At 71.7% G+C, this 20,378-nt stretch carries 17 protein-coding genes; 3 read left to right on the top strand and 14 right to left on the bottom strand.

The features are described from left to right. Window positions 1–27 precede the first annotated feature (27 nt). From hpf to ATL45_RS18700, 6 genes are all read right to left on the bottom strand, one after another. Window positions 28–690 carry a ribosome hibernation-promoting factor, HPF/YfiA family gene (gene hpf / locus ATL45_RS18725; protein ID WP_093160532.1) on the bottom strand — a complete coding sequence of 221 codons (663 nt, stop codon included), beginning with the start codon at window positions 688–690 and terminating at the stop codon, window positions 28–30. Window positions 691–1,095: 405 nt separating this feature from the next. Further along, complete coding sequence (locus ATL45_RS18720; protein ID WP_093160530.1) at window positions 1,096–1,782, bottom strand: ComF family protein; 687 nt, start codon at window positions 1,780–1,782, stop codon at window positions 1,096–1,098. Between the two features lie 131 nt (window positions 1,783–1,913). Beyond that, a complete protein-coding gene (locus ATL45_RS18715; RefSeq protein WP_246025426.1) occupies window positions 1,914–3,641 on the bottom strand; it encodes an LpqB family beta-propeller domain-containing protein in 1,728 nt (575 codons plus the stop codon). Then, window positions 3,638–5,347 carry an MtrAB system histidine kinase MtrB gene (gene mtrB, locus ATL45_RS18710; protein ID WP_246025425.1) on the bottom strand — a complete coding sequence of 570 codons (1,710 nt, stop codon included), beginning with the start codon at window positions 5,345–5,347 and terminating at the stop codon, window positions 3,638–3,640. Before mtrB ends, ATL45_RS18715 begins: the two co-directional genes overlap by 4 nt. Window positions 5,348–5,522: 175 nt before the next feature. Further along, the gene (mtrA, locus tag ATL45_RS18705; protein WP_093160527.1) at window positions 5,523–6,200 is read right to left on the bottom strand and encodes an MtrAB system response regulator MtrA; all 678 of its coding nucleotides are present in this window, start codon (window positions 6,198–6,200) and stop codon (window positions 5,523–5,525) included. Between the two features lie 185 nt (window positions 6,201–6,385). Next, window positions 6,386–7,030 (bottom strand): dTMP kinase, encoded by a 645-nt coding sequence (locus tag ATL45_RS18700; RefSeq protein ID WP_093160526.1) that lies wholly within the window; start codon window positions 7,028–7,030, stop codon window positions 6,386–6,388. 111 nt (window positions 7,031–7,141) lie between these two features. On the opposite strand from ATL45_RS18700, the gene ATL45_RS18695 reads away from it, so the two are divergent. Beyond that, complete coding sequence (locus ATL45_RS18695; RefSeq protein ID WP_093160523.1) at window positions 7,142–7,615, top strand: OsmC family protein; 474 nt, start codon at window positions 7,142–7,144, stop codon at window positions 7,613–7,615. A 261-nt stretch (window positions 7,616–7,876) separates the two neighbouring features. Continuing rightward, the gene (locus tag ATL45_RS18690) at window positions 7,877–10,519 is read left to right on the top strand and encodes a hypothetical protein (RefSeq protein WP_093160556.1); all 2,643 of its coding nucleotides are present in this window, start codon (window positions 7,877–7,879) and stop codon (window positions 10,517–10,519) included. 358 nt (window positions 10,520–10,877) lie between these two features. Here ATL45_RS18690 and ATL45_RS18685 read toward each other — a convergent pair whose 3' ends face one another. The 7 genes from ATL45_RS18685 to ATL45_RS18655 form a co-directional block, all read right to left on the bottom strand. Continuing rightward, window positions 10,878–12,425, bottom strand: a complete 1,548-nt coding sequence (locus tag ATL45_RS18685) for an amino acid permease (RefSeq protein ID WP_170210272.1) — start codon at window positions 12,423–12,425, stop codon at window positions 10,878–10,880. Between the two features lie 183 nt (window positions 12,426–12,608). Then, window positions 12,609–13,532, bottom strand: coding sequence for a cation diffusion facilitator family transporter (locus ATL45_RS18680; RefSeq protein ID WP_093160521.1), 924 nt, complete (start codon window positions 13,530–13,532; stop codon window positions 12,609–12,611). Between the two features lie 144 nt (window positions 13,533–13,676). Beyond that, the gene (gene manA, locus ATL45_RS18675; RefSeq protein ID WP_093160519.1) at window positions 13,677–14,927 is read right to left on the bottom strand and encodes a mannose-6-phosphate isomerase, class I; all 1,251 of its coding nucleotides are present in this window, start codon (window positions 14,925–14,927) and stop codon (window positions 13,677–13,679) included. A 107-nt stretch (window positions 14,928–15,034) separates the two neighbouring features. Then, entirely contained in the window at window positions 15,035–16,114 is a 1,080-nt protein-coding gene (locus ATL45_RS18670; protein WP_093160516.1) for a hypothetical protein, read from the bottom strand. Between the two features lie 6 nt (window positions 16,115–16,120). Further along, window positions 16,121–16,330: a Trm112 family protein gene (locus ATL45_RS18665; RefSeq protein ID WP_093160514.1), complete on the bottom strand. Its 210-nt coding sequence runs from the start codon at window positions 16,328–16,330 to the stop codon at window positions 16,121–16,123. A 72-nt stretch (window positions 16,331–16,402) separates the two neighbouring features. Next, a complete protein-coding gene (locus tag ATL45_RS18660) occupies window positions 16,403–17,752 on the bottom strand; it encodes a phosphomannomutase/phosphoglucomutase (protein ID WP_093160511.1) in 1,350 nt (449 codons plus the stop codon). A gap of 110 nt (window positions 17,753–17,862) precedes the next feature. Next, the gene (locus ATL45_RS18655) at window positions 17,863–18,222 is read right to left on the bottom strand and encodes a DUF3499 domain-containing protein (protein ID WP_093160509.1); all 360 of its coding nucleotides are present in this window, start codon (window positions 18,220–18,222) and stop codon (window positions 17,863–17,865) included. A gap of 298 nt (window positions 18,223–18,520) precedes the next feature. On the opposite strand from ATL45_RS18655, the gene ATL45_RS18650 reads away from it, so the two are divergent. After that, entirely contained in the window at window positions 18,521–18,994 is a 474-nt protein-coding gene (locus ATL45_RS18650) for a metallopeptidase family protein (RefSeq protein ID WP_177247858.1), read from the top strand. Here ATL45_RS18650 and pdxR read toward each other — a convergent pair. Further along, window positions 18,978–20,375: a MocR-like pyridoxine biosynthesis transcription factor PdxR gene (pdxR, locus tag ATL45_RS18645; RefSeq protein WP_093160506.1), complete on the bottom strand. Its 1,398-nt coding sequence runs from the start codon at window positions 20,373–20,375 to the stop codon at window positions 18,978–18,980. The two genes, ATL45_RS18650 and pdxR, sit on opposite strands and share 17 nt — an antisense overlap. Window positions 20,376–20,378 lie beyond the last annotated feature (3 nt).

Here is a 20,378-nt window from a genome sequence, read left to right as displayed (position 1 = left end):
TCGGGTCGGCGTTGGCGCAGACTCGCCCTACAGGGCGTCCGCCAATCTGATCACTCCGTAGTCGAATCCCTTCCTCCGGTAGACCACGCTCGGCCTACCGCTGTCGGCGTCGGAGAAGAGGTAGAAGTCGTGCCCGACCAGCTCCATCTGGTAAAGGGCCTGGTCGACCGTCATGGGTTTGGCCGAGTGCTCCTTCTCCCGGGCGATGCGCCCGGGTTCGTACCCGTTCTCGGCCACGCGCTGTCCGGGCACTTCGTACTCGGATGCTTCCTGGGGCGCTTCGAGCAGCGTGGTGCGGCCCTCAGCCGCTGCGGCACCCATCACCACGGGTCGGTCCGCCATCGCTGCGGTCGCCTCTGCCACGGAAGTCGGGTTGTGCTGTCCGTAGTGCACCTTTCTACGGTCGTGCATGCGCCGGAGTCGGCTCTCCAGCTTGGTCGTTGCGGCATCGAGCGCGGCGTAGAAGTCGCCGGCGCAGGCCTCGGCGCGAACGGGTGTGCCCTTGCCCACCAGGGTGATCTCGACTCGCTGGCAGTTCTTGGCCTGACGGGGGTTGCGCTCGTGGAAGAGCTCCACGTCCGCCCGGATTGCCTTCCTGTTGTACCGCTCAAGTCGGGTCAACTTGGCGTTGACGTGGTCCCGGTAGTGCTCGGGAACCGCGACGTTTCGACCCTTGACGACGATATCCATTCACGACCTCCGATTCCGTAGGAGAGGTGCGCGGCGCCAGACAGCGCGATCAGCTCGCTTCCGGCGCCAGGGACATGGGATTTCGCTCCTTCCCTCCGCCAGGGGTTGGCTGGATTGAGTGGCACGTTAGCTCGGTTTACCGATTTGTGACACCCCCCGGGTCGGGCGAAGTCAAGCGGCCACCGAGCGTGATTGGTACGACCGTTCGAAGCACGCGCGGAGCGTGCGCGGACGGTGCTCGCAGGGACCTTCCACCCCGAATTTTCACCCGTTCGGCCGCTCGCCGCGACTGCGCCGCGCGAGACCGTGGTGGGGGCGGGTTCTGCCTGCTCACAAACGGAAAACGAACGCCCGGCGGGAGAAGTTCCCGCGGCCGTTCGGACAAGGGTGGTTCACCCGTTCCACTCAACCGGCCGTCGCGGTCAGCGCGAGCACCGCCTCGAACGCTCGACCTGCGGTTCCGAGCGCCTCCAGGCAGGCCGTCGCGGTGGCCGCGGTGGTGATGACGTCGTCGATCAGGACGAGCTGGGCGTCTCGCGGGGGAAGTCGACCGTTCTGGAGGAGCACTCGGCCAGACAGGTTGCGCACCCGTTCAGCCGCATCGAGGCCGGCCGAGTCCGCTGCCGTGCGAGCGGTCACCAAGCAGTCGGCCACCTCGGTCGGCCAGCCCGCCGCGGTCAGCCGGGTCGCCATCCGGTGCGCGATGCGGCACATGTGCGCGCCGCCGCGGCGGCGGGCCGCGATGGCTCGCGACGGCGCGGGCACCAGCCACCAGCGGTGGTCGAGCCGGTGCTGCGCGGTGATCGCGCGCAGGCCTGTGGTCAGGTGCCGGGCCAGCGGGTCGGCGAGGTGGCGTTGCCCGGATTCCTTGTAGGCGAGCACCGCGCGGCGGGCGGCGCCGCGGTAGCGGCCGAGCGCGTACGCCGGTGGCGAGGGTGGCAGCAGCGGGCGCTCGACGCGGTGGAGGCCGCCGAGTTCGCGGGAGCATGCCGAGCACCACGCCGTGGCCGCCGCGCCGCAGCCCGCGCAGTGCAGCGGCAGCAGCAGGTCGACCAGGCCGGAAACACCGTCGCGGAGCCAGGAAGCGCGCATCGGGCGATCATGGCCCGGACCGGTCGGACGACTCACCGGCGAATGTCGGGCACCGATCCCTCCCTCACCCGATCGACTGTCACGAGTCCGATCGATGCCGGTGACTGCTGGTCGCCGACGCCGACGCCCGGTCAGCCGGGGAAGAAGGGCAGGGAACTGCTGCCGATGCGGGGTTCCAGCAGGGACCACACGTCGCCCGGCTCCGGCGATGACCAGATGCTGCTGCGATCGGCGACGATCACCGTCGGGCCGGGCCCCACCGTGATCGTCTTCATCGGCTGCCCGAGGTTGGCCGAGGTGTAGGCCCGCCAGCGGAATCCGTCCACCGACACGTCGTAGACCGGGAAGCCGTTGCTGTCGGTGATCACCGCCAGGGACTCCTTGTCCCGCCACTCCAGGCCCAGGATCTGCGCGCCCTGCGGGTTGGGCAGGGTGGTCGGGCGCTCCAGCACGACCGCGCCGTCCCGGTCGGCCACCGCGCTGACCACGAGCTTGCCGTCGATCACCGCCGCGGCCCTGGTGCCGTCGCGCGACAGCCGCAGGTCGGTGATCTGCCGCCCGCCGGCGAACTGCGCGGAGTCGACCCGCTGCACGGTCCAGCCGCTTTCGCCGCTGCGCGCCCGGATCACGTCGCGCCCGCCGATCACGGTCCACACCTCGTCGTTGCCGCGCCAGGTCGGCTTGCTCATGAAGCTGCCCAGCGCGCCGAGCTCGTGCAGCGACTCGCCGTAGGGCCCGACCCGCAGCACCACCTCGTCCGGGGAGCGGCGGGTCACCGCGGCGATCTTGCGCCCGTCCGGCGACTGCCCGGCCCGGAGCACCTGGTACTCGCCGGATCCGGCCGGCCCGGGGATCGGGTCGGCGCGGCTGTCCAGCCGCTTGATCCGCTCGTCGATCACGGCCAGGCCGCCCAGGTCCTGGCGCGGCATGTTGTCGATCTCGTAGCGGGCGAGGTCGGTCGGCCACAGGTCCTGCTCGGTGGCCAGCAGCGGCAGGCCCTCCTCCTGCAACCGCACCCGCGCGTTGCTGACCTTCTGCAGGGTGAACACGACCTGGGCGGCGATCAGCCACCGCTTCTCGTCGGAGACCTCGCCGAGCTTGCTGAGGTTGACCTCCAGGGCCCCGTCACCGGTGGCCTCGCTGGTGTTGGTGCGCGGGTGCACACCGGGCGGGATGGCGGTGCGCAGCGCCGACTGCATCCGCTCCGACGGGCCGGCGGTCAGCAGGTCGATGACCCGGCGCGGCAGCGTGCTGGCCGGTTGCGAGGCCACGTAGCGCAGGTCCGGCACCACGCCGGTCGAGTCGTGGTCGAGGAAGTAGATCGGCACCGAGCGGTAGACGCTGCTGAAGGCATCCCGGCTCACCACCATCTCGGCGGGCGGTGAGGCGATCCGCCACTTCCCGTCGGGCTGGAGCTCGACCCGCACGGTGGTCTCGTACTCGCCGACGTCGGGCACGAAGGAGGAGTCCTTCAGCAGCCGGCCGACCCGGTCGGCCTGCACGGTCACCAGCTGCACGCCCTCGGGCAGCGGTTCCGGCGGCGGCGCCGGGATGGTGTCGACGTTGTCCACGATCAGCAGGTCGGGGCCGGGCGACCACTGCTTGGCCTGCAGGTCGTCGAGGTGCATCCGGGCCGCCTCGTGGTTGCTGGCCGGGGACGCGGAGTCCACGAACCGGCGGACCAGGCCCAGCGGGTCGAGGTTGTCCGGCGGCGGGGTCACCTCCGTCGTGGTGTTACGCTCGTCGGCCTCCCGCACCGCGACCGGGTCCGACTCCTCCGGGATCGACGCGCACGCCGTCAGCGGAACCAGCAGCACCGAGAGCACCGCCAGCCAGCGAGTGGCGCGGCCGACCATCATTCGTCCTCCCAGGTGTTCTCGGACAGCCGCGCGGGACCGCGATCCTGGATCTCGCCCTCACCGGCTTCGCCGTCCTGCGGCCGCTCCACCGACGCCGCCAGCAGTGCTTCCGGCGCGGCGATGCGGCGCGTGCCGGGCAGCGGCAGCGGGTTGCTGTCGAACTCCGCGCCCGGATGGCGGGGAAGGGTGACGCGGAAGCACGAGCCTTCGCCCGGCTCGCCCCAGGCGTCCAGCGCTCCGCCGTGCAACCGGGCGTCCTCCTGGCTGATCGACAGCCCCAGCCCGGTGCCGCCGGTGCGCCGGTTCCGGGACGGGTCGGCGCGCCAGAACCTGGTGAACACCAGCTCGGCCTCCCCGGAGCGCAGGCCGACGCCGTAGTCCCGGACGGTCACCGCGACGGCCTGCTCGTTGCTGCCGAAGCGGATCTCGACCGGCCCGCCCTCGGCGTGGTCGATCGCGTTGGCCACCAGGTTCCGCATGATCCGCTCGACGCGGCGGGCGTCCGCGACGATGTCCAGCTCCGCGGCTCCGCAGGCGGGCACGATCACCCGCAGCTCGACGCCGCCCTCGTCGGCGATCGGGCGCAGGGCCTCCACCGAGCGCTCCACCAGTTCGACGAGGTCGACCTGTTCGGCGGACAGGTCGGCGACCCCGGCGTCCAGCCGGGAGATCTCCAGCAGGTCGGCCAGCAGCAGCTCGAAGCGATCCAGCTCGTCGACCAGCAGCTCGGTGGAGCGGGACAGGCCGGGCGGGAACTGCTCGCGGGAGGCGTGCAGCACGTCGGCGGCCATCCGCACCGTCGTCAGCGGGGTGCGCAGCTCGTGCGAGACGTCGGAGGTGAACCGGCGCTGCAGCTGGCCGAACTCCTCCAGCTGCGTGATCTGCTGCTTGAGGCTGTCGGCCATCTCGTTGAACGACTCGGCCAGGCGGGCGACGTCGTCCTCGCCGATCACCCGCATGCGCTTGTCCAGGTCGCCCTCGGCGAGCTGCTCGGCGATCTGCGCGGCCTGCCGCACCGGGCGCACGATCTGCCTGGTCACCAAATTCGTGATCAGTCCGAGCAGGACCAGCAGCACCGCACCGCTGATCAGCAGGGTCTGCTGCACGACCTGGAGGGTGCCCTGCTCCGCGCTGAGGGGGAACATCATGTACAGCTGCAGCGACCGGGTGGCGCTGCCCACCGGTGTGCCCACGATCAGCATCGTGACCGGGCCGCTCTCCCGCGACACGGTCCAGATCTTGGTCGCGAGCTGGCCGCGCTCGGCGAACAGGCGCAGGTCCTCCGGCACGTCCTCCACCGGGCCCGCCGAGGGCTGGGCGCGGCGCTCGACCGGGGCGAGCCCGTCGACCAGCACCGGGGTGAACGCACCGGCCACCGTCTCAGCCTTGGACTGGCCGGAGGAGGACGTGGTGAGCCGGTTCAGCGCGGCCGCCAGCTGCTCGTCGATGGTGTCGGAGTTGGGGTCCACCGCGGTGAGCTCGCGCTCCAGGATCGGCAGACTTGTCTCGACCTGGGTGATCGCGGCGTCCTCTTTGGAGTCCAGCAGCTGGGCGGTGATCTGCCACTGCAGCACCATGCCCAGCACGATCACCACGGCCAGCGAGAGCGCCAGGGTGCTGACCACCACGCGCAACTGCATCGAACGGCGCCAGAGCGCTTCGAAGCGGCGCCAGCGGTCGCGGACCTCCTCCTGGACACGACTCACCAGCCGCCGCACCCAGCGGCTTCGACGCGTCCACACGTTCACGACAACCGTCGCCCTCCACGATTACGACCCGGTTGGAAAACTGTGCCAGGGGGCCGATCCGCGGGCCGCACCGGCCCTCGACATGCGAAGAGCGCCCGCTCGGCGAGCAGGCGCTCCAGTTCCGGTCAGCCGATCACGGAGGGCCGGCCTTGTAACCGACACCGCGCACCGTCAGCACCACCTCGGGGCGCTCCGGGTCGCGCTCCACCTTCGAGCGCAGGCGCTGGACGTGCACGTTGACCAGGCGCGTGTCCGCCGCGTGGCGGTATCCCCAGACCTGCTCCAGCAGGACCTCGCGGGTGAAGACCTGGCGCGGCTTGCGGGCCAGCGCCACCAGCAGGTCGAACTCCAGCGGGGTCAGCGCGATCGGCTGGCCGTCCCTGGTCACCTCGTGGCCGGGCACGTCGATGGTCACGTCGCCGATGGTGAGCACCTCGGCCGGTTCGGCATCGGTGCGGCGCAGCCGGGCGCGCAGCCGGGCCACCAGCTCCTTCGGCTTGAACGGCTTGACCACGTAGTCGTCGGCGCCCGACTCCAGGCCGAGCACGACGTCCACGGTGTCGCTCTTGGCCGTCAGCATCACGATCGGCACGACGGACTCGGTGCGGATGGCCTTGCAGACGTCGATGCCGTTCATCCCGGGCAGCATCAGGTCCAGCAGGACCAGGTCCGGCTTGAGCTCCCGCAGGGCAGGCAGCGCCTTGGTGCCATCGCTGACGACGGCGGTCTCGAACCCCTCTCCCCGGAGCACGATGGTCAGCATTTCGGCCAGGGCCGGATCGTCGTCCACCACGAGCACGCGTGCCTTCATGTCCAACATGGTTGCACTTCTGCACCGGCTGCCGTGCACGCACCCGCTGATCGTCATCGCAGGTCGGGCCGTTGATACTCGGAAAAGCCCAGCTCATACCGCCGAATGGAGCAGTGCCCGGGTGATCTGGGCCGCTCACCGGCCACCTCGCCGAGGGCCGACAGCGCTCCCGGGGAGTGCTCCGGTCAGGCCAGCACGTGCTCGTCGACGATCGCGGCGAAGTCGACCTGCGCGGAACCGTCCACCACGAGCCACGGCGACCACCAGCCTGCCGCCGCCAGCTGGGCGTAGACCTCGCCGCAGCGCTTCTGCAGCCCTGCGTCGGACTCGAAGTTGTCGCGCTGGCGGTCCGCTTCGGTGCGTTCGCGGTGCTCGGCCCGCTGGGCCGCCACCTCCGTCGGGACCTGGAGCAGGATCTGCAGATCCGGCTTGGGCAGCGCGAAGCGCCCGGTCTCCAGCTCCTGGACCCAGGCGACGAAGTCGCCGCTGCTGTCCTGGTGGAGCCGGGCGGCGCCGTAGGCGGCGTTCGAGGCGACGTAGCGGTCGAGCAGGAGGACGTCGTGGGTGCGGAGGTCGTCGCGGAGCGCGGCTGCCGCGGAGCGGCGGTCGAGCGCGTTGAGCACGGCCATGCCGTAGACGGAGTCGCCGAGGTCGCCGTGGCCGCCGCGCAGCGCCTCGCCGATGAGCTCACCGTGGACGTCGTCGGTGTAGCGCGGGAACGCGGCGCGCGCCACCGAGCGGCCGCGGGCGGTGAGCTCCGCGGTGATGCCGTTGGCGAAGGTGCGCTTGCCCGCGCCGTCCAAGCCTTCGATGACGATCAGTCGACCCACGGCATCGACGGTAGTCGAACGCCGCGAGTCCTTCCGACGGCCTCCCCCGGCGCGCTCCGCCCAGCGGAAATCCGCGTTGCCACTGGGTGGCACAGGTTGTATACCGACTGTATGCAGAAGACGCACACGTATCAGCTGACGGTGACGTGGACCGGCAACACCGGCGAGGGCACGACCTCCTACCGTGGGTACAGCCGCGAGCACGTGGTGGAGATGGCCGGGAAGCCGCCGCTGACCGCTTCGGCAGACCCGGCGTTCCGCGGCGACCCGAATCTGCCCAACCCGGAGGACTTCCTGGTCGCGGCGCTGTCCGAGTGCCACATGCTCTGGTACCTGGCGCTGTGCAGCAGCTCCGGTGTCGTGGTCACCGACTACCGCGACGAGGTGAGCGCGACCATGGTCGAGGTGCCCGAGACCGGCGGCCACTTCACCGAGGTCGTCCTCCGCCCGAAGGTGGTGATCGCGGACCCGGCGACGCTGCCGAAGGCCCGCGAACTGCACGCACAGGCCCACCGCAAGTGCTACATCGCGAACTCGGTCAACTTCCCGGTCCGCCACGAACCCGAGATCACCACCGCCGGGTGATCCTTGCGCTGCCGGATCGCGGGGCTTCCGCGATCCGGCGCCGGGCACCGGCGCCCTGCGGGTTCGGCCATGCCGACCGGAGATCGGTGTTCGCGGGGATTCGTCGACGGCGGATGCGTCTGGTCGGGTGGAGTCGGCCGATCCCGGGACAGCGGGCGGTCCGGGCGATCAGAATCATGGGCGCAGAGCTCGCCAGATGTCGACCTGCCGTGGAGAATCGATCATCGGTGCTCGATGATCACGACGAATCGGGAGGATCCAGTGCAGATTCCCGGGCCCGACACCCGCGTGGTCGAGCTGCGGGTGCACGGAATCCTCGGCGCCACCGGCGACGAGCTGACCGACTCCGTCGCTTCGGTCGACGTCGCGGGTGACGGCGTCGGGCGGATCATGCGCCCGGCGGACCGGTTGCGCCGGCCCGTGCCGGGGCCGGTGCTGTCGACCGGTGACCGCTCGGTGCCCCGGATCGTCGAGGGCTACGTCTGGGGCGGCATGACCTCCGGTGGCCTGGCGAAGGCGACCTGGGCGCTGCTGTTCCCGTTCGCCCTGGCGAACATGGCGCACTGGATGCTGCCGCCGGTCCGCAGCGGCAACCCGATCAGCCGAGCGCTCGCCACGACGTTGCGCGCCCTGCTCCGGCTTTCCGCGCTGCTGCTGACCATGCTGTTCGTCGCCCAGCTCACCGTGGTCAGCCTCGACCTGGTGGCCGCGCAGTGCCTGAGCCCCGGTGCGGCCTGCCTCGAGTTCGTGCCGGACGCGGTCCGCTCCGCCGACGTGCTGCGCTCCTCGGTGGCGCTGCTGCCGATCGCGCTGATCATCCTCCTCATGCATCGTCTGTCCACTGTGTCCTGGCAGGTCTCGGCACCGAAGACGGACAAGCCGCAGCACTCCGCGCGCGCCCCGATGCTGCCCGGTGCGAACGTCGTCTCCGACCCGGACACCCCCGCGCTGCGCGCCCTGCACGTGATCGCCGCGCTGGCCACCGTGGCCATGCTCGCGCTCGGCGGGCCGTTCCTGACCACCGCGGATCCGCGGTGGATCCTCGCCGCCGCGCTGATCGGCGTCTGCGTGATCGGCACGATCGCCCTCGACGACCCCGCCCGGATGTACCCGGACGGCAAGGAGAAGGTGCTGCGGACGCTGTTCAGCCGCACCTCGCGCCGGGCGCTGATCACCACCGCCGCGCTGCTGCTGGCGTCGGTCGCGCTGCTCCCCGGTTCGCTCGTCGGGCCGCTGCCGGGCTCCGGCCCGACGATCGACGCGATCACCAGCACCCTGGTGATCGCCTGCGTCGCCGTCGCGGTCCTGCTCACCCCTGCCACGCTGCTGGCCCGCAGCACCTGGAAGTCCTGCCCGCCACCGCTCCGGCCGTGGGCCGGCGGGTGGATGTCCGCTCCCGTGCTGATGTTCGCCTGCATGCTCGGCGCCGGCTTCGGAGCCGGGCTCGCGTTCACCGTGCGCCAGACCCTCGTCGTCGACGACGCACCCGGCTCTTCAGGACCGGAGCTGCCGGAAGCGTTCAACGACGTCACGGTCTTCTGGGGCGCTACCGCCGTGCTGCTGGCGCTGGCCGCGGTCATCGGCATCCCGTTGATGCTGCTGAAGCGCTGGCGAACCGCTCGCACCGACGACGACAGCTCCATCCCGGACGAGATCGCGCTGCTGCACGCCGGGCGCCCCGAGGACCAGCGCGCCGCCGCGAACGCCTGGAAGTGGGCTGCCCTGCAGCGCCGCTACTCCCACGTCGCCATCCTGGTGACCGCCGGAGTGCTGGCGATCAGCACCGCGGTGACCGTGATCGTCCGAACCATCGACCTCCCTCCTCTGATGGACACCGGCTGGCTGGTCGCGATCGGTGTCGCCTCGCTGGCAGCGCTGGCCGCCGGGTTGTTGCGGATGGTCTTCCGCGCGGCGGGCAAGAAGGACACCGCCCGCTACCTCGGCGTGCTCTGCGATCTCGTGCTCTTCTGGCCGCGCGAGGCGCACCCGGTGGTGCCGCCCTGCTACGCCCTGAAGGTCATCCCCGAGCTCGCCGATCGCGCCACCGAGCACCTGGCCGACCCGAACACCCGCGTCGTGCTCGTCGGGCACAGCCAGGGCAGCCTGCTCGCCGCCGTGGCGACCGCCCGGTTGCTCGACTCGCTGCCCGAAGCCGACCGCGAGCGCGTCGGGCTGGTCACCGCGGGCTCCCAGCTGCAGTGGGCGTACCCGCGCGCCTTCCCCGGCGTGGTGCCGCACACCTCGCTGCGCGACCTCGCCGGAACGCTCGGTGGGCGCTGGCGCTCGCTGTGCCGCGGCACCGACCCGCTCGGCGGAGCCGTGACCACCTGGAACCGGCAGGTCTACGACGGCATGCTGATCGGCGTCGGTTTCCGCGCCGACGGCACCGAGGGCCCGCTGCCCGCCGCCACCCGCGGCCCGACCGGCGCGCTGGTGCTCGGCGGCGACCACTGGCTGCCCGACCCGCAGCGCGGGCCGTTCGCCTGCCGCCGCTGGGTGCCGGGCGTGCTGGGGCACAGCGACTACCCGGGCGACCCCGAGTGGGACCGCGCGGTCGCGATGGCAGCAGGCCTGGAGACCCCGGTCCGCGGCGCCACGCTGCCGTTGCGCCCGCAGACGCCCACGCCTGCGCAGGCCCCGGCCGTGCCCAGCGCTCCGAAGGCCTCGCAGCTGACCGCGCAGGGCGGCGACGGCGGATCCCTCACCGACTCCGTCGAGGAGCTGACCCACGCGGCCGACGAGCCCGAGCCGGCTCAGGACGACGAGGTCGTGCCCGAAACCGCACCGGAGCCCAAGGACGCGAAGTCCCGCCCCAAGCCGTCGGTGCTGCCCGAGATCACCGAGCCCCGCGGTCGCAGGGCCCCGTGGGAGCGCGCGCTGGCGCTGGGCACCGGCGAGCGCTGAGCCGCCCGCCCCTGCGGCGCGGACCGGCGCGCACCGGGGCTCTGCAGATGCCCGAGCGCAACGGTGGATGTCCGCTCAGCGCTCTTCGCGCAGCGGACCGATGAGGTGCCGGTGCACCAGCACTCGCCGGGTGGTTCGTGGTTCGCCGGTGGTTCCCGGATTCTGTCGTGATGAGTTCCATGGATCCCATGATCCGACGCCGACCAGCGGATTTCATCACTCGCACAGGTGAACATCTGTTCGATTCCGGTGCCGGACGGCTCGACCCCCGCGTGACGCGCCCGCACCGGAGGCCCACGCGAAAAACGGCGGCGCCGCCCCACCGGGACGGCGCCGCCGCACTGCTTGCTACCGGGAACTACTCGCTCGAGCCGGAGCCCCGGGGCACTTCACCGCCGGAGGCGATGTCACCGTTCTTGATCCGCTGCCCCAGCCGCGAGTGGTTGCGGCCGTAGAGGAAGTAGATCACCACACCGGCGGCCATCCAGATGAGGAACCGGACCCAGGTCAGCGCGGTCAGGTTCAGCATCAGCCAGATGCAGGCGATGATCGCCAGGATCGGCACCAGCGGCACCAGCGGGGCGCGGAAGCCGCGCGGCAGGTCGGGCCGGGTCCGGCGGAGCACGATGACGCCCAGCGAGACCAGCACGAACGCGAACAGCGTGCCGACGTTGACCATCTCTTCGAGCTTGTCCGCCGGGAAGAAGCCGGCGGCCACCAGCACGACCACGCCGACCAGCACGGTGGCCCGGGTGGGGGTGCCGCGCTTCGGGTCGGTCTTGGCCAGGCCGCGCGGCACCAGACCGTCGCGGGACATGGCGAACAGGACGCGGGTCTGGCCCAGCAGCAGGACCATGACCACCGTGGTCAGACCGACCAGCGCACCGACCGCGATGATCGCGGCGGCCCAGTTGATCCCGTGCTGCGCGAAGGCCGTGGCCAGCGTGGACCGGGTGCCGGACTCGTCGGTCGCCAGGTCGGTGTAGGGCACCATGCCGGTGACCACCAGCGCGACGGCCACGTAGAGCACGGTCACGATCGCGAGGCTGCCGAGGATGCCGCGCGGCGCGTTCTTCTGCGGGTTGCGGGTCTCCTCCGCGGTGGTCGCGACGATGTCGAAGCCGATGAAGGCGAAGAACACCAGCGACGCACCGGCCAGCAGGCCGAAGATGCCGAAGGTGCTGGTCTCACCGCCGAGGATGAGCGACAGCAGGGACTGCTCGATCGCAGGCGTGTCACTGGCCGAAGCCTCGGTGGCCGGCGGGATGAACGGCGTGTAGTTGTCCGCGTTGATGTAGGCCACGCCGACCACGATGACCAGCAGCACCACGAAGACCTTGATCAGCGTGATGACCAGGCTGACCCGGGCGGACAGCTTGGTGCCCAGCGCCAGCAGCGTGCACAGCACGGCCACCAGCAGCACCGCGCCCCAGTCGAACTGCAGACCGCCGACGAACTCGAACGAGGTCGGCAGCTCCACCCCGATCAGGCCGAACACCTGCTCCAGGTAGATCGACCAGCCCTTGGCGACCGCCGCCGCGGCGACGGCGAACTCCAGGATCAGGTCCCAGCCGATGATCCAGGCCATGAACTCGCCGAAGGTCGCGTAGGAGTAGGTGTAAGCACTACCCGCGACCGGCACCGTGGAAGCGAACTCGGCGTAGCAGAGCGCCGCGAGCCCGCAGGCGATCGCGGCGAGCACGAACGCCAGGGACACCGAGGGGCCCGTCATGTCACCGGCGGTCCGCGCGGCGAGCGTGAAGATGCCGGCACCGATGACCACGGACACGCCGAAGACGATCAGGTCCCAGGTACCCAGGTTCTTGCGTAGCTTGGTGTCCGGCTCGTCGGTGTCCAAGATCGATTGCTCGACCGACTTGGTTCGCCACAGCCCAGTACCTGGCACTGTCGCCTCCTCAGTAATCCCAAATTGTGGGTCGCACCCTAACTCGGCAGTCTTGCGGGCGAAACCAGGTGACTTGAGTCCGCCAGCACATTCGTTAGCTCCTTGTGATGCGTGCTACTCCATGTGCCAGCCTCCCGGGGCCGCGACTTCCCAGCGGCACCGGCGGAGCGGTCCTCGTGCAGGTCAGGGGGTCAGCGAGCGACCCCGCTCCAGGTCCGGTTCGAGGTAGATCAGCCGCGCGGCGGGCACCTTCGCGCGGATCCGCACCTCCGCGTCGTCGATCTCGTCGGCCACCTCGGAGATCGACATCGACGGGGTCATGCCGATCTTGGCGGCGACGAGCAGCTCGTCCGGACCGAGGTACTGGGTGCGGATGTGGATCACCTTCTCCACGTTGCCGCGCTCCAGCTCGCCGACGATCTCGGTGAGCACGTCCCGGCTGGCGCCCTCGCCGATGAGCAGGCTCTTGGTCTCGATGATCAGCACGATCGCGATCACGCCGAGCAGCACCCCGATGCAGGTGGTGCCGATACCGTCCCACACCGGGTTGCCGGTGAGCACGGTGAGCCCGACGCCGCACAGCGCGAGCACCAGGCCGACGAGCGCGCCCAGGTCCTCCAGCAGCACCACCGGCAGCTCCGGCGTCTTGGCCTGCCGGACGAACTGCCACCAGCTCAGGCCGCCCTTGAGCTCACGGGACTCCTTGATCGCGGTGGCGAAGCTGTAGGTCTCCAGCCCGATCGCGACCAGCAGGATCAGCACCGCGACCCAGGCGTAGGTGAGCGGCTCCGGGTGCTGGACCTTGTGGATGCCCTCGTAGAGGGCGAACACCGAGCCCAGGCTGAACAGCAGCAGCGCGACCACGAACGAGTAGAAGTAGCGGTCGCGGCCGTACCCGAAGGGGTGCTCCTCGGTGGGCTTGCGCTGCGCGGTCTTCTGCCCGAGCAGCAGCAGGCCCTGGTTGGAGGTGTCGGCCAGCGAGTGGACCGACTCCGCGAGCATCGACGACGAGCCGGTGAACAGGAAGCCGGTGAACTTGGCCACCGCGATCCCCGCGTTGGCGGTGAGCGCGGCCAAGATCGCCTTGGTTCCGCCGCTAGCTGACACGTCTTCTCCCGTGCGGTGCGCAGTTCGACCGGTCGCCCGGTCGGTGACGGGAGGAATCTACCGGCTGGTCAGACGCTCGGGCGCCGGGTTCCGGAACTCGTCCGAATGGTCAGCCCACGTCCCTTTTGCGTCGCCGGGAACCGGTCAGAACGCCCCGGCGGCGGCGCGGAAGACCTGCGCGCGGCCGTCGAGGTCGAGCTCGGCGGGGCGCACCTGCACGGCCGGGTCGGACGCCGCGAGCCACACCGACTGGCCGCGCTCCAAGCGCAGCTCTCGCGGCAGCGACCCGTTGTGCGAGCTGCTCGTCAGCCGGATGCTGCCCTTCGTGCACAGCAGGATCTGCGGGCCCGGGGAGTCCAGGTGCACCACGCCGGACTCGGCCGGGGTCCAGTCCAGTCTGGAGAGCTCGAACTCGTCGGCGGGCGTCCGGTAGGCGGTCAGGTTGGCGTCCAGCGACTCGCCCTTGAGCACCCGCATGTCGCCGCAGGCGAAGTCCAGCACCCGCAGCAGTTCCGGCACGTCGACGTGCTTGGGCGTCAGCCCGCAGCGCAGGATGTTGTCGGAGTTGGCCAGGATCTCGATGCCGGTGCCGTTGAGGTACGCGTGCAGGTTCCCGGCGGGCAGGAAGATGGCTTCGCCGGGCTGCAGCACGATGCGGTTGAGCAGCAGGCTGGCCAGCACCCCGGCGTCGTGCGGGTAGGCCTCGCCGAGCTCCAGCACCGTGCGGCACTCGAGGGCGAACTCGCCGTGCCCGCGCACGTGCTCGACGCACGCTTCCAGCAGCTCGGGCAGCACCTCGCGCAGGTAGTTCTCCGGCAGCGTGATCCAGGTGGTGAACAGCGCGCGGAGGCCGTCGGCGTCGGGCTGCGCGGCGAGGAGCTCCCGGTGCGCGCGCAGGCTCGGCACCGCGAGCTCGTCCAGCAGCCGGACGGTGCGCTGGGCCTCGCGGAACCCGGCCAGCGCGTGGAACTCGGTCAGCGCGCAGACCAGTTCGGGCTTGGCGGTGGGATCCGGGTAGTTGCGGTTGGGCGCGTTGCGGGCGATGCCCGCTTCCTCCTCCTGGCGGAAGCCCGCAGCGGCCTGCTCGGCCGACGGGTGCGCCTGCAGGCTCAGCGGTTCGTCCGCGGCGAGCACCTTGAGCAGGAACGGCAGCCTGCTGCCCCAGCGCTTCGCGCACACCGGCCCCAGGTGGTGCGCCGGGTCCTCCTCCAGCAGGGACAGCAGGGACACCTCGTCGCCGTCGGGCCGGATCACCCGCGACGGGTCGCCGGGGTGCGCGCCCATCCACAGCTCGGCTTCCGGGTGCGGGGTGGGGACGGGCCGACCGAGCAGATCAGCAATAGCGGTACGCGAGCCCCACGCATAGGGGCGCACCGCGTTCCGCAGTAGCTCCACAGTCGTTTCTCGCTTCCTCGTCTTCGCGCCCGCTCGTCGGCGACGTCCAGCACAGCACACCGCGTGGGACCGCCGGACGGCATCGGGGCATTCCCTGAAAACTTCCCTCAGTGCATCGCCAGGGCCGGCCAGCCGGGACCGTTCAGCGTGCCCGCCGCCAGCCCCAGGTAGACGGCGGCCAGGTCGAACCGGGCGGCCAGCGCCGCGGACCGCAGGACCGCGTCGTCGCGCACCGATTCACCCGGGCTGATCAGATCCGCACCGGGCAGGTCCCGCGCCGCGCCCCGTTCGTGCGCCTCCCCCTGCGCGTCGTACCGCGCGCTGACCAGGAACACGCGCAAGGCGGCACCAGGGTTGTCCTCAGGGTCGGCGAACAGGTCGGCTTCGGAACCCACCGAGGCGGCCGCCCGGTGCAGGGAGCGCTCCGCCACGGCCTGCTGGTAGTCGGCCACGTGGCAGGGCGTCGCGGCGTGCGCACCGAGCGCGAACGCCCCGTGCTCGGCCACCGCGGTGGACACCGGGTCCAGCCCCCACAGCAGCGGCGCGCGCTCGGCCAACCGCATCGCCAGCGACTTCGCGGGGTTGGTCAGCGTGTCGTGGTTCGGGTGCGCGCGCTCGGCTTCCTTGTCCAGCTCCTCGGCCAGCTGCTCGGCGTCGAAGCGGACCAGTCCGAGCGCGCCGAGGGTGCTGAGCCCGACGGCTAAAGCGTGTGCGAACGACAGCGGCGGCGGCACCGGGATGCGCGGCGGCAGCACCTTGGCGCGGCCTGCGCCGGCAGCGGCGACCGGACCGTCCGCGGGCACGGCCAGCACGACCGTCGCGCCGCGGCGGCAGGCGACCGAGACCGATTCCGCCAGCACCGCGTCACCGACGTCGTCGCTGTGCGCGAACACCACGTCCAGCGCGCCGATCCAGGCCGGGACGGTGTCGGTGACCAGCACCGGAACCGGGCAGCGCGGCCCGGTCAGCGCGGCCAGCAGGCGGCAGACGCCGGGGCCAACCCCGGGTCGCGCCAGCAGCACCACCGCGCGGGGGCGGCCGTCGGCCAGGTCGTCCAAGCCCACCTCAGCGGCGGTTTCGGCGGCCGCGCGGACCTGCGCGCCGGAGAGCGCCGCGAGCCGCAGCAGGCCACCGGAATCGGCGTCGACCAACCGGGGCGGGTCGTCGAAGAGACTGTCGTCCAGCACCGGGCGTCACCCCTCCCCGGAAGCGCCGGGGCCCCCGACGGCTTCTTCCAGCAGCAGCACCGGGATTCCGTCCCGAACCGGGAACGCGCGCCCGCAGGAGGTGCAGGTCAGGTAGTCGGCCTGGGGGTCATCGCCCAGCCCCGGCCGGAGCCGGGCGTGCTGCGGGCACGGGCAAGCCAGAACCTCCAGCAACTGCGGTTCCAGGTCAACGGCCACTTTTCCTCCCCAAACTCGCCCGCGCACCCGACGCGGCCTCGCGCTCCGACCGGTCGCGGCCGACGCCCAACTTCACCCTCGGACGACCGCGAGCACCTCGTCGCGCAACGCGGCCATGGCGTCAGTGTCCCTCGCCTCCACGTTGAGCCGGAGCAGCGGTTCGGTGTTGGACGGGCGCAGGTTGAACCAGGAACCGTCCGACAGCTCCACGGTAAGCCCGTCGAGCTCGTCGACACGAGCACCCGACCGGTCACCGAAGGTCGCCGCGACGGCGCGCATCCGACCCTGCTGGTCGTCGACGGTCGAGTTGATCTCGCCGGAGGCGGCGTAGCGCGAGTAGTCGGCCATCAGCTCCGACAGCGGCAGGTCCTGCCCGCCGAGCGCGGCCAGCACGTGCAGCGCGGCCAGCATGCCGGAGTCGGCCCGCCAGAAGTCCCGGAAGTAGTAGTGCGCGGAGTGCTCGCCGCCGAAGATCGCGCCGGTCTCGGCCATCATCTGCTTGATGAAGGAGTGGCCGACGCGGGTGCGCACCGGCTTGCCGTCGTGCTCGGCGACGATCTCGGGCACCGCTTTGGAGGTGATCAGGTTGTGGATGATCGTGCCGCCCGGCTCCTTGGCCAGCTCGCGGACCGCGACCAGCGCGGTGATCGCGCTCGGCGCGACGGGCTCGGCGCGCTCGTCGACCACGAAGCAGCGGTCGGCGTCGCCGTCGAAGGCCAGCCCGGCGTCGGCGCCGGTCTCGCGGACCTTGGCCTGCAGGTCGACCAGGTTCGCCGGGTCCAGCGGGTTGGCCTCGTGGTTGGGGAAGCTGCCGTCCAGCTCGAAGTACATCGGGATCAGCTCGACCGGCAGCCCGTCGAACACGGTGGGCACGGTGTGCCCGCCCATGCCGTTGCCCGCGTCCACCACGATCTTCAGCGGGCGGATGCCGCTGAGGTCGACCAGTTCGCGCAGGAAGGCGGAGTACTCGGCGGTCATCTCGCGACTGCTGGTGCTGCCCTTGGCGCCGAGGAACTCGGGCACGCCGTGGGTGACCAGCTCCTGGATCTCGGACAGGCCGCTGTCCTGCCCGACCGGGGACGCGCCCGCGCGGCAGAGCTTGATGCCGTTGTACTCGGCCGGGTTGTGGCTGGCGGTGAACATCGCGCCGGGCAGCTCCAGCCGACCGGAGGCGAAGTAGAGCATGTCGGTACTCGCCAGACCGATGTTGATCACATCGACGCCCTGGCCGGTGACGCCCTCGGCGAAGGCCTCGGCCAGGCCCGGCGAGGAATCCCGCATGTCGTGCCCGATGACCACCGCAGGGCCACCCACGAGCCGGGTGAAGGCGGCGCCGATCTCCCGCACCACGTCGGTGTCGAGGCCATCCCCGACCACCCCGCGGATGTCGTACGCCTTGATGATCCCCGACAGGTCCCGCACGCTGCACCCTCCCCGATTCCGCGCCAGACGCGACGTGGTTGGCAGCCTACCGGCGATCGATCGGGTATTGGCGTCCGCTGGGAGCACGCGAGCTGTTCGTCACGATCAATTCACTCGTCGATCGGATCGGGCAGCGCCCGCAGGTGCCCGCGACGGCTGCCGCCGTGGGCGAACCCCTGGGGCTCCACCGGCCGGTCCGACCGGCCGGCTTCCCGGACCGCCTCGGCCAGCGCGGTCAGGTCGTCGTCGGAGGGCTCCGGCGGGGCGAACTCCCCCTCGTGCCGAACGACTTCCCAGCCCTTCGGCACGGTGAGCCGCAGCGCGTGCGCCTCGCACAGGTCGTAGCTGTGCGGTTCGGCGTAGGTGGCCAGCGGGCCGACGACCGCGGTGGAGTCCGCGTAGGCGTAAGTGAGCGTGGCGACGGCCGGGTTGAGACACCCGGTCCGCGAGCACCGCCTCACGCTCCGCACGACACGCACGATAGCGCGCCCGCTCCGGTACGCGGCGAAGGCACGCGGAAACCAGCGGCGGAGGGCCGTCTGAGCTCCGGGTTCGCCCGCGTCTGCTCTGCGCGAACACCCACACCGCCGCCGGGCGTTTCGCCTGGTCGCCAACGCCGTGCACCGGTCGTCCCCGGCGCGGCGCGCGGCTGTTCTCCCCACCGGTGCAGGCGGTTGACCTGCTCTCGTCACACGAACCGCTGCACAAGAGGAGTTCACCGGCCGAGGACTGTCCCGGCGGCGGTGGCGGAAGGCGTACTCTCGGCCCGTGGTGACCGCACGTGGATCTCGGCGCCGTATCCGCTTCCGGCGGGACCGGCGCGGCCGCGGCCTGCGCGGACCGCTGTACCCGTCCTCGGTCCCGGTGTCGCGCAGCCGCTCGCAGCGCTTCGACGCGCTGGTGCTGGAGGCGCTGGAACCGATCGAGCAGCGCTGGCACGCCGAGCTGACCCAGCTCGACGTCGCCGTCGACGAGGTTCCGGAGATCACCAGCACCACGCCCGAGAAGGTCGTGTGGGACGACGACGTGGTGGTGGACTCCAACGTTCCGCTGGCCCGGCTCGTCCCGGCCGGGGTGGACCGGCGCGGGCTGCCCACGCGCGCGCGGATCGTGCTGTACCGGCGGCCGCTGGAGGCGCGGGCGCGCGACGGCACGGACATGGCGGATCTGCTGCACGACGTGCTCGTCGAGCAGGTCGCCACCTACCTCGGCCTGGACCCGGACGTCATAGAAGGGCAGTGACCAGCGCGTTCAGCGCTGCGGCGTACCCGTGCTCGGGTGGCGCGGGGTAGCCGACGACGAGGCCGTCCGCCGCGGGCATCGAGGCGTCCGGGTGGCGGAAGTGCGCGAGCCCCTCCACCGCGATGCCGAGGCGGGCGGCGGCTTCGGTGGTGGCCTGCTCGGTGCCCGGCGGCAGGCGGAGCACGGCGTGCAGACCTGCGGCGATACCGCTCGCGGTGACGTGCGGGGCGTGCTCGGCCAGCACCGCGAGCAGCTGGTCGCGGCGGCGCCGGTAGCGCTGCCGCATGCGGCGGACGTGGCGGTCGTAGTGGCCGGACTCGATGAAGTCGGCCAGCGCCAGTTGGTCCAGGACGCTCGCCCAGCGCTCGCGCGTCCCCTTCACCTCCAGGACCCCGTCCACCAGGTGTTCCGGCAGCACCATCCAGCCGATGCGCACCGCCGGGGACAGGCTCTTGCTGACCGACCCGAGGTAGACGACCCGGTCCGGGTCGAGCCCCTGCACCGCGCCCACCGGCTCCCGGTCGTAGCGGAACTCGCCGTCGTAGTCGTCCTCCAGGAGCAGGCCACCGGTGGTTCGCGCCCAGTCCACGGCCGCGGCGCGGCGCTCGGCGTGCAGCGGGCCGCCGGTCGGGAACTGGTGGGCGGGCGTGAGCAGCGCGGCGCGCACCCGCGAATCCAGCTCGTCGGTGCGGGCGCCGTGCTCGTCCAGGGTGAGCGGCACGGTGCGGGCCCCGGCGTCGGCCAGCAGCTGCCGGTGGAAGGGCAGGCCGTAGGACTCGACCGCGACCGGACCGCGCAGCACCCCGTTGAACAGCAGCTCCAGGCCGTGGGCGAATCCGGAGCAGATCACGATCCGCTCCGGTTCCGCGCGCACACCGCGGACTCGCGCGAGGTAGTCGGCCAGCGCCCGGCGCAGCTCCGGTCTGCCGTGCGGGTCGCCCGGGCCGAATGCCTCGCTCGGCGCCGCGTGGAGGGAGCGGCGTGACGATGCCGCCCAGGTGGTTCTCGGGAAGGAGGAGCTCTCGGGTTGCCCTTGCCGCAGGTCGTGGACGGGTGCCGGGCGTTTCGGCGGCCGGACCGGCCAGCTGGCGGGGCGCGGTTCGGCCCGGCGCGCGACGCGGGTTCCCGAGCCCTGGCGGGCCGTGAGCCAGCCCTCGGCGATCAGCTCGGAGTACGCGGCGGCGACGGTGTTGCGGGCCAGCCCGAGGTCGGCCGCCAGCGAGCGGTACGGCGGGAGCTTGGCGCCCGACGGCAGCCGCCCGGACCGGATCGCCTCGCGCAGCGCGGCGGTGAGCGCCGATCGGCGGCTCCCCGGCGCGGAGAGGTCCAGGTGCAGGTCACTGCCCGTCGACGCCGCCGAATTGGCCCAAGAACTTGCCACGGA

This window comes from Saccharopolyspora antimicrobica (genome assembly GCF_003635025.1).
In the GTDB taxonomy this organism is placed as follows: domain Bacteria; phylum Actinomycetota; class Actinomycetes; order Mycobacteriales; family Pseudonocardiaceae; genus Saccharopolyspora; species Saccharopolyspora antimicrobica.
Note: the sequence above shows the minus strand (reverse complement) of the source record. Positions and strands in the feature narration are given on the sequence as shown.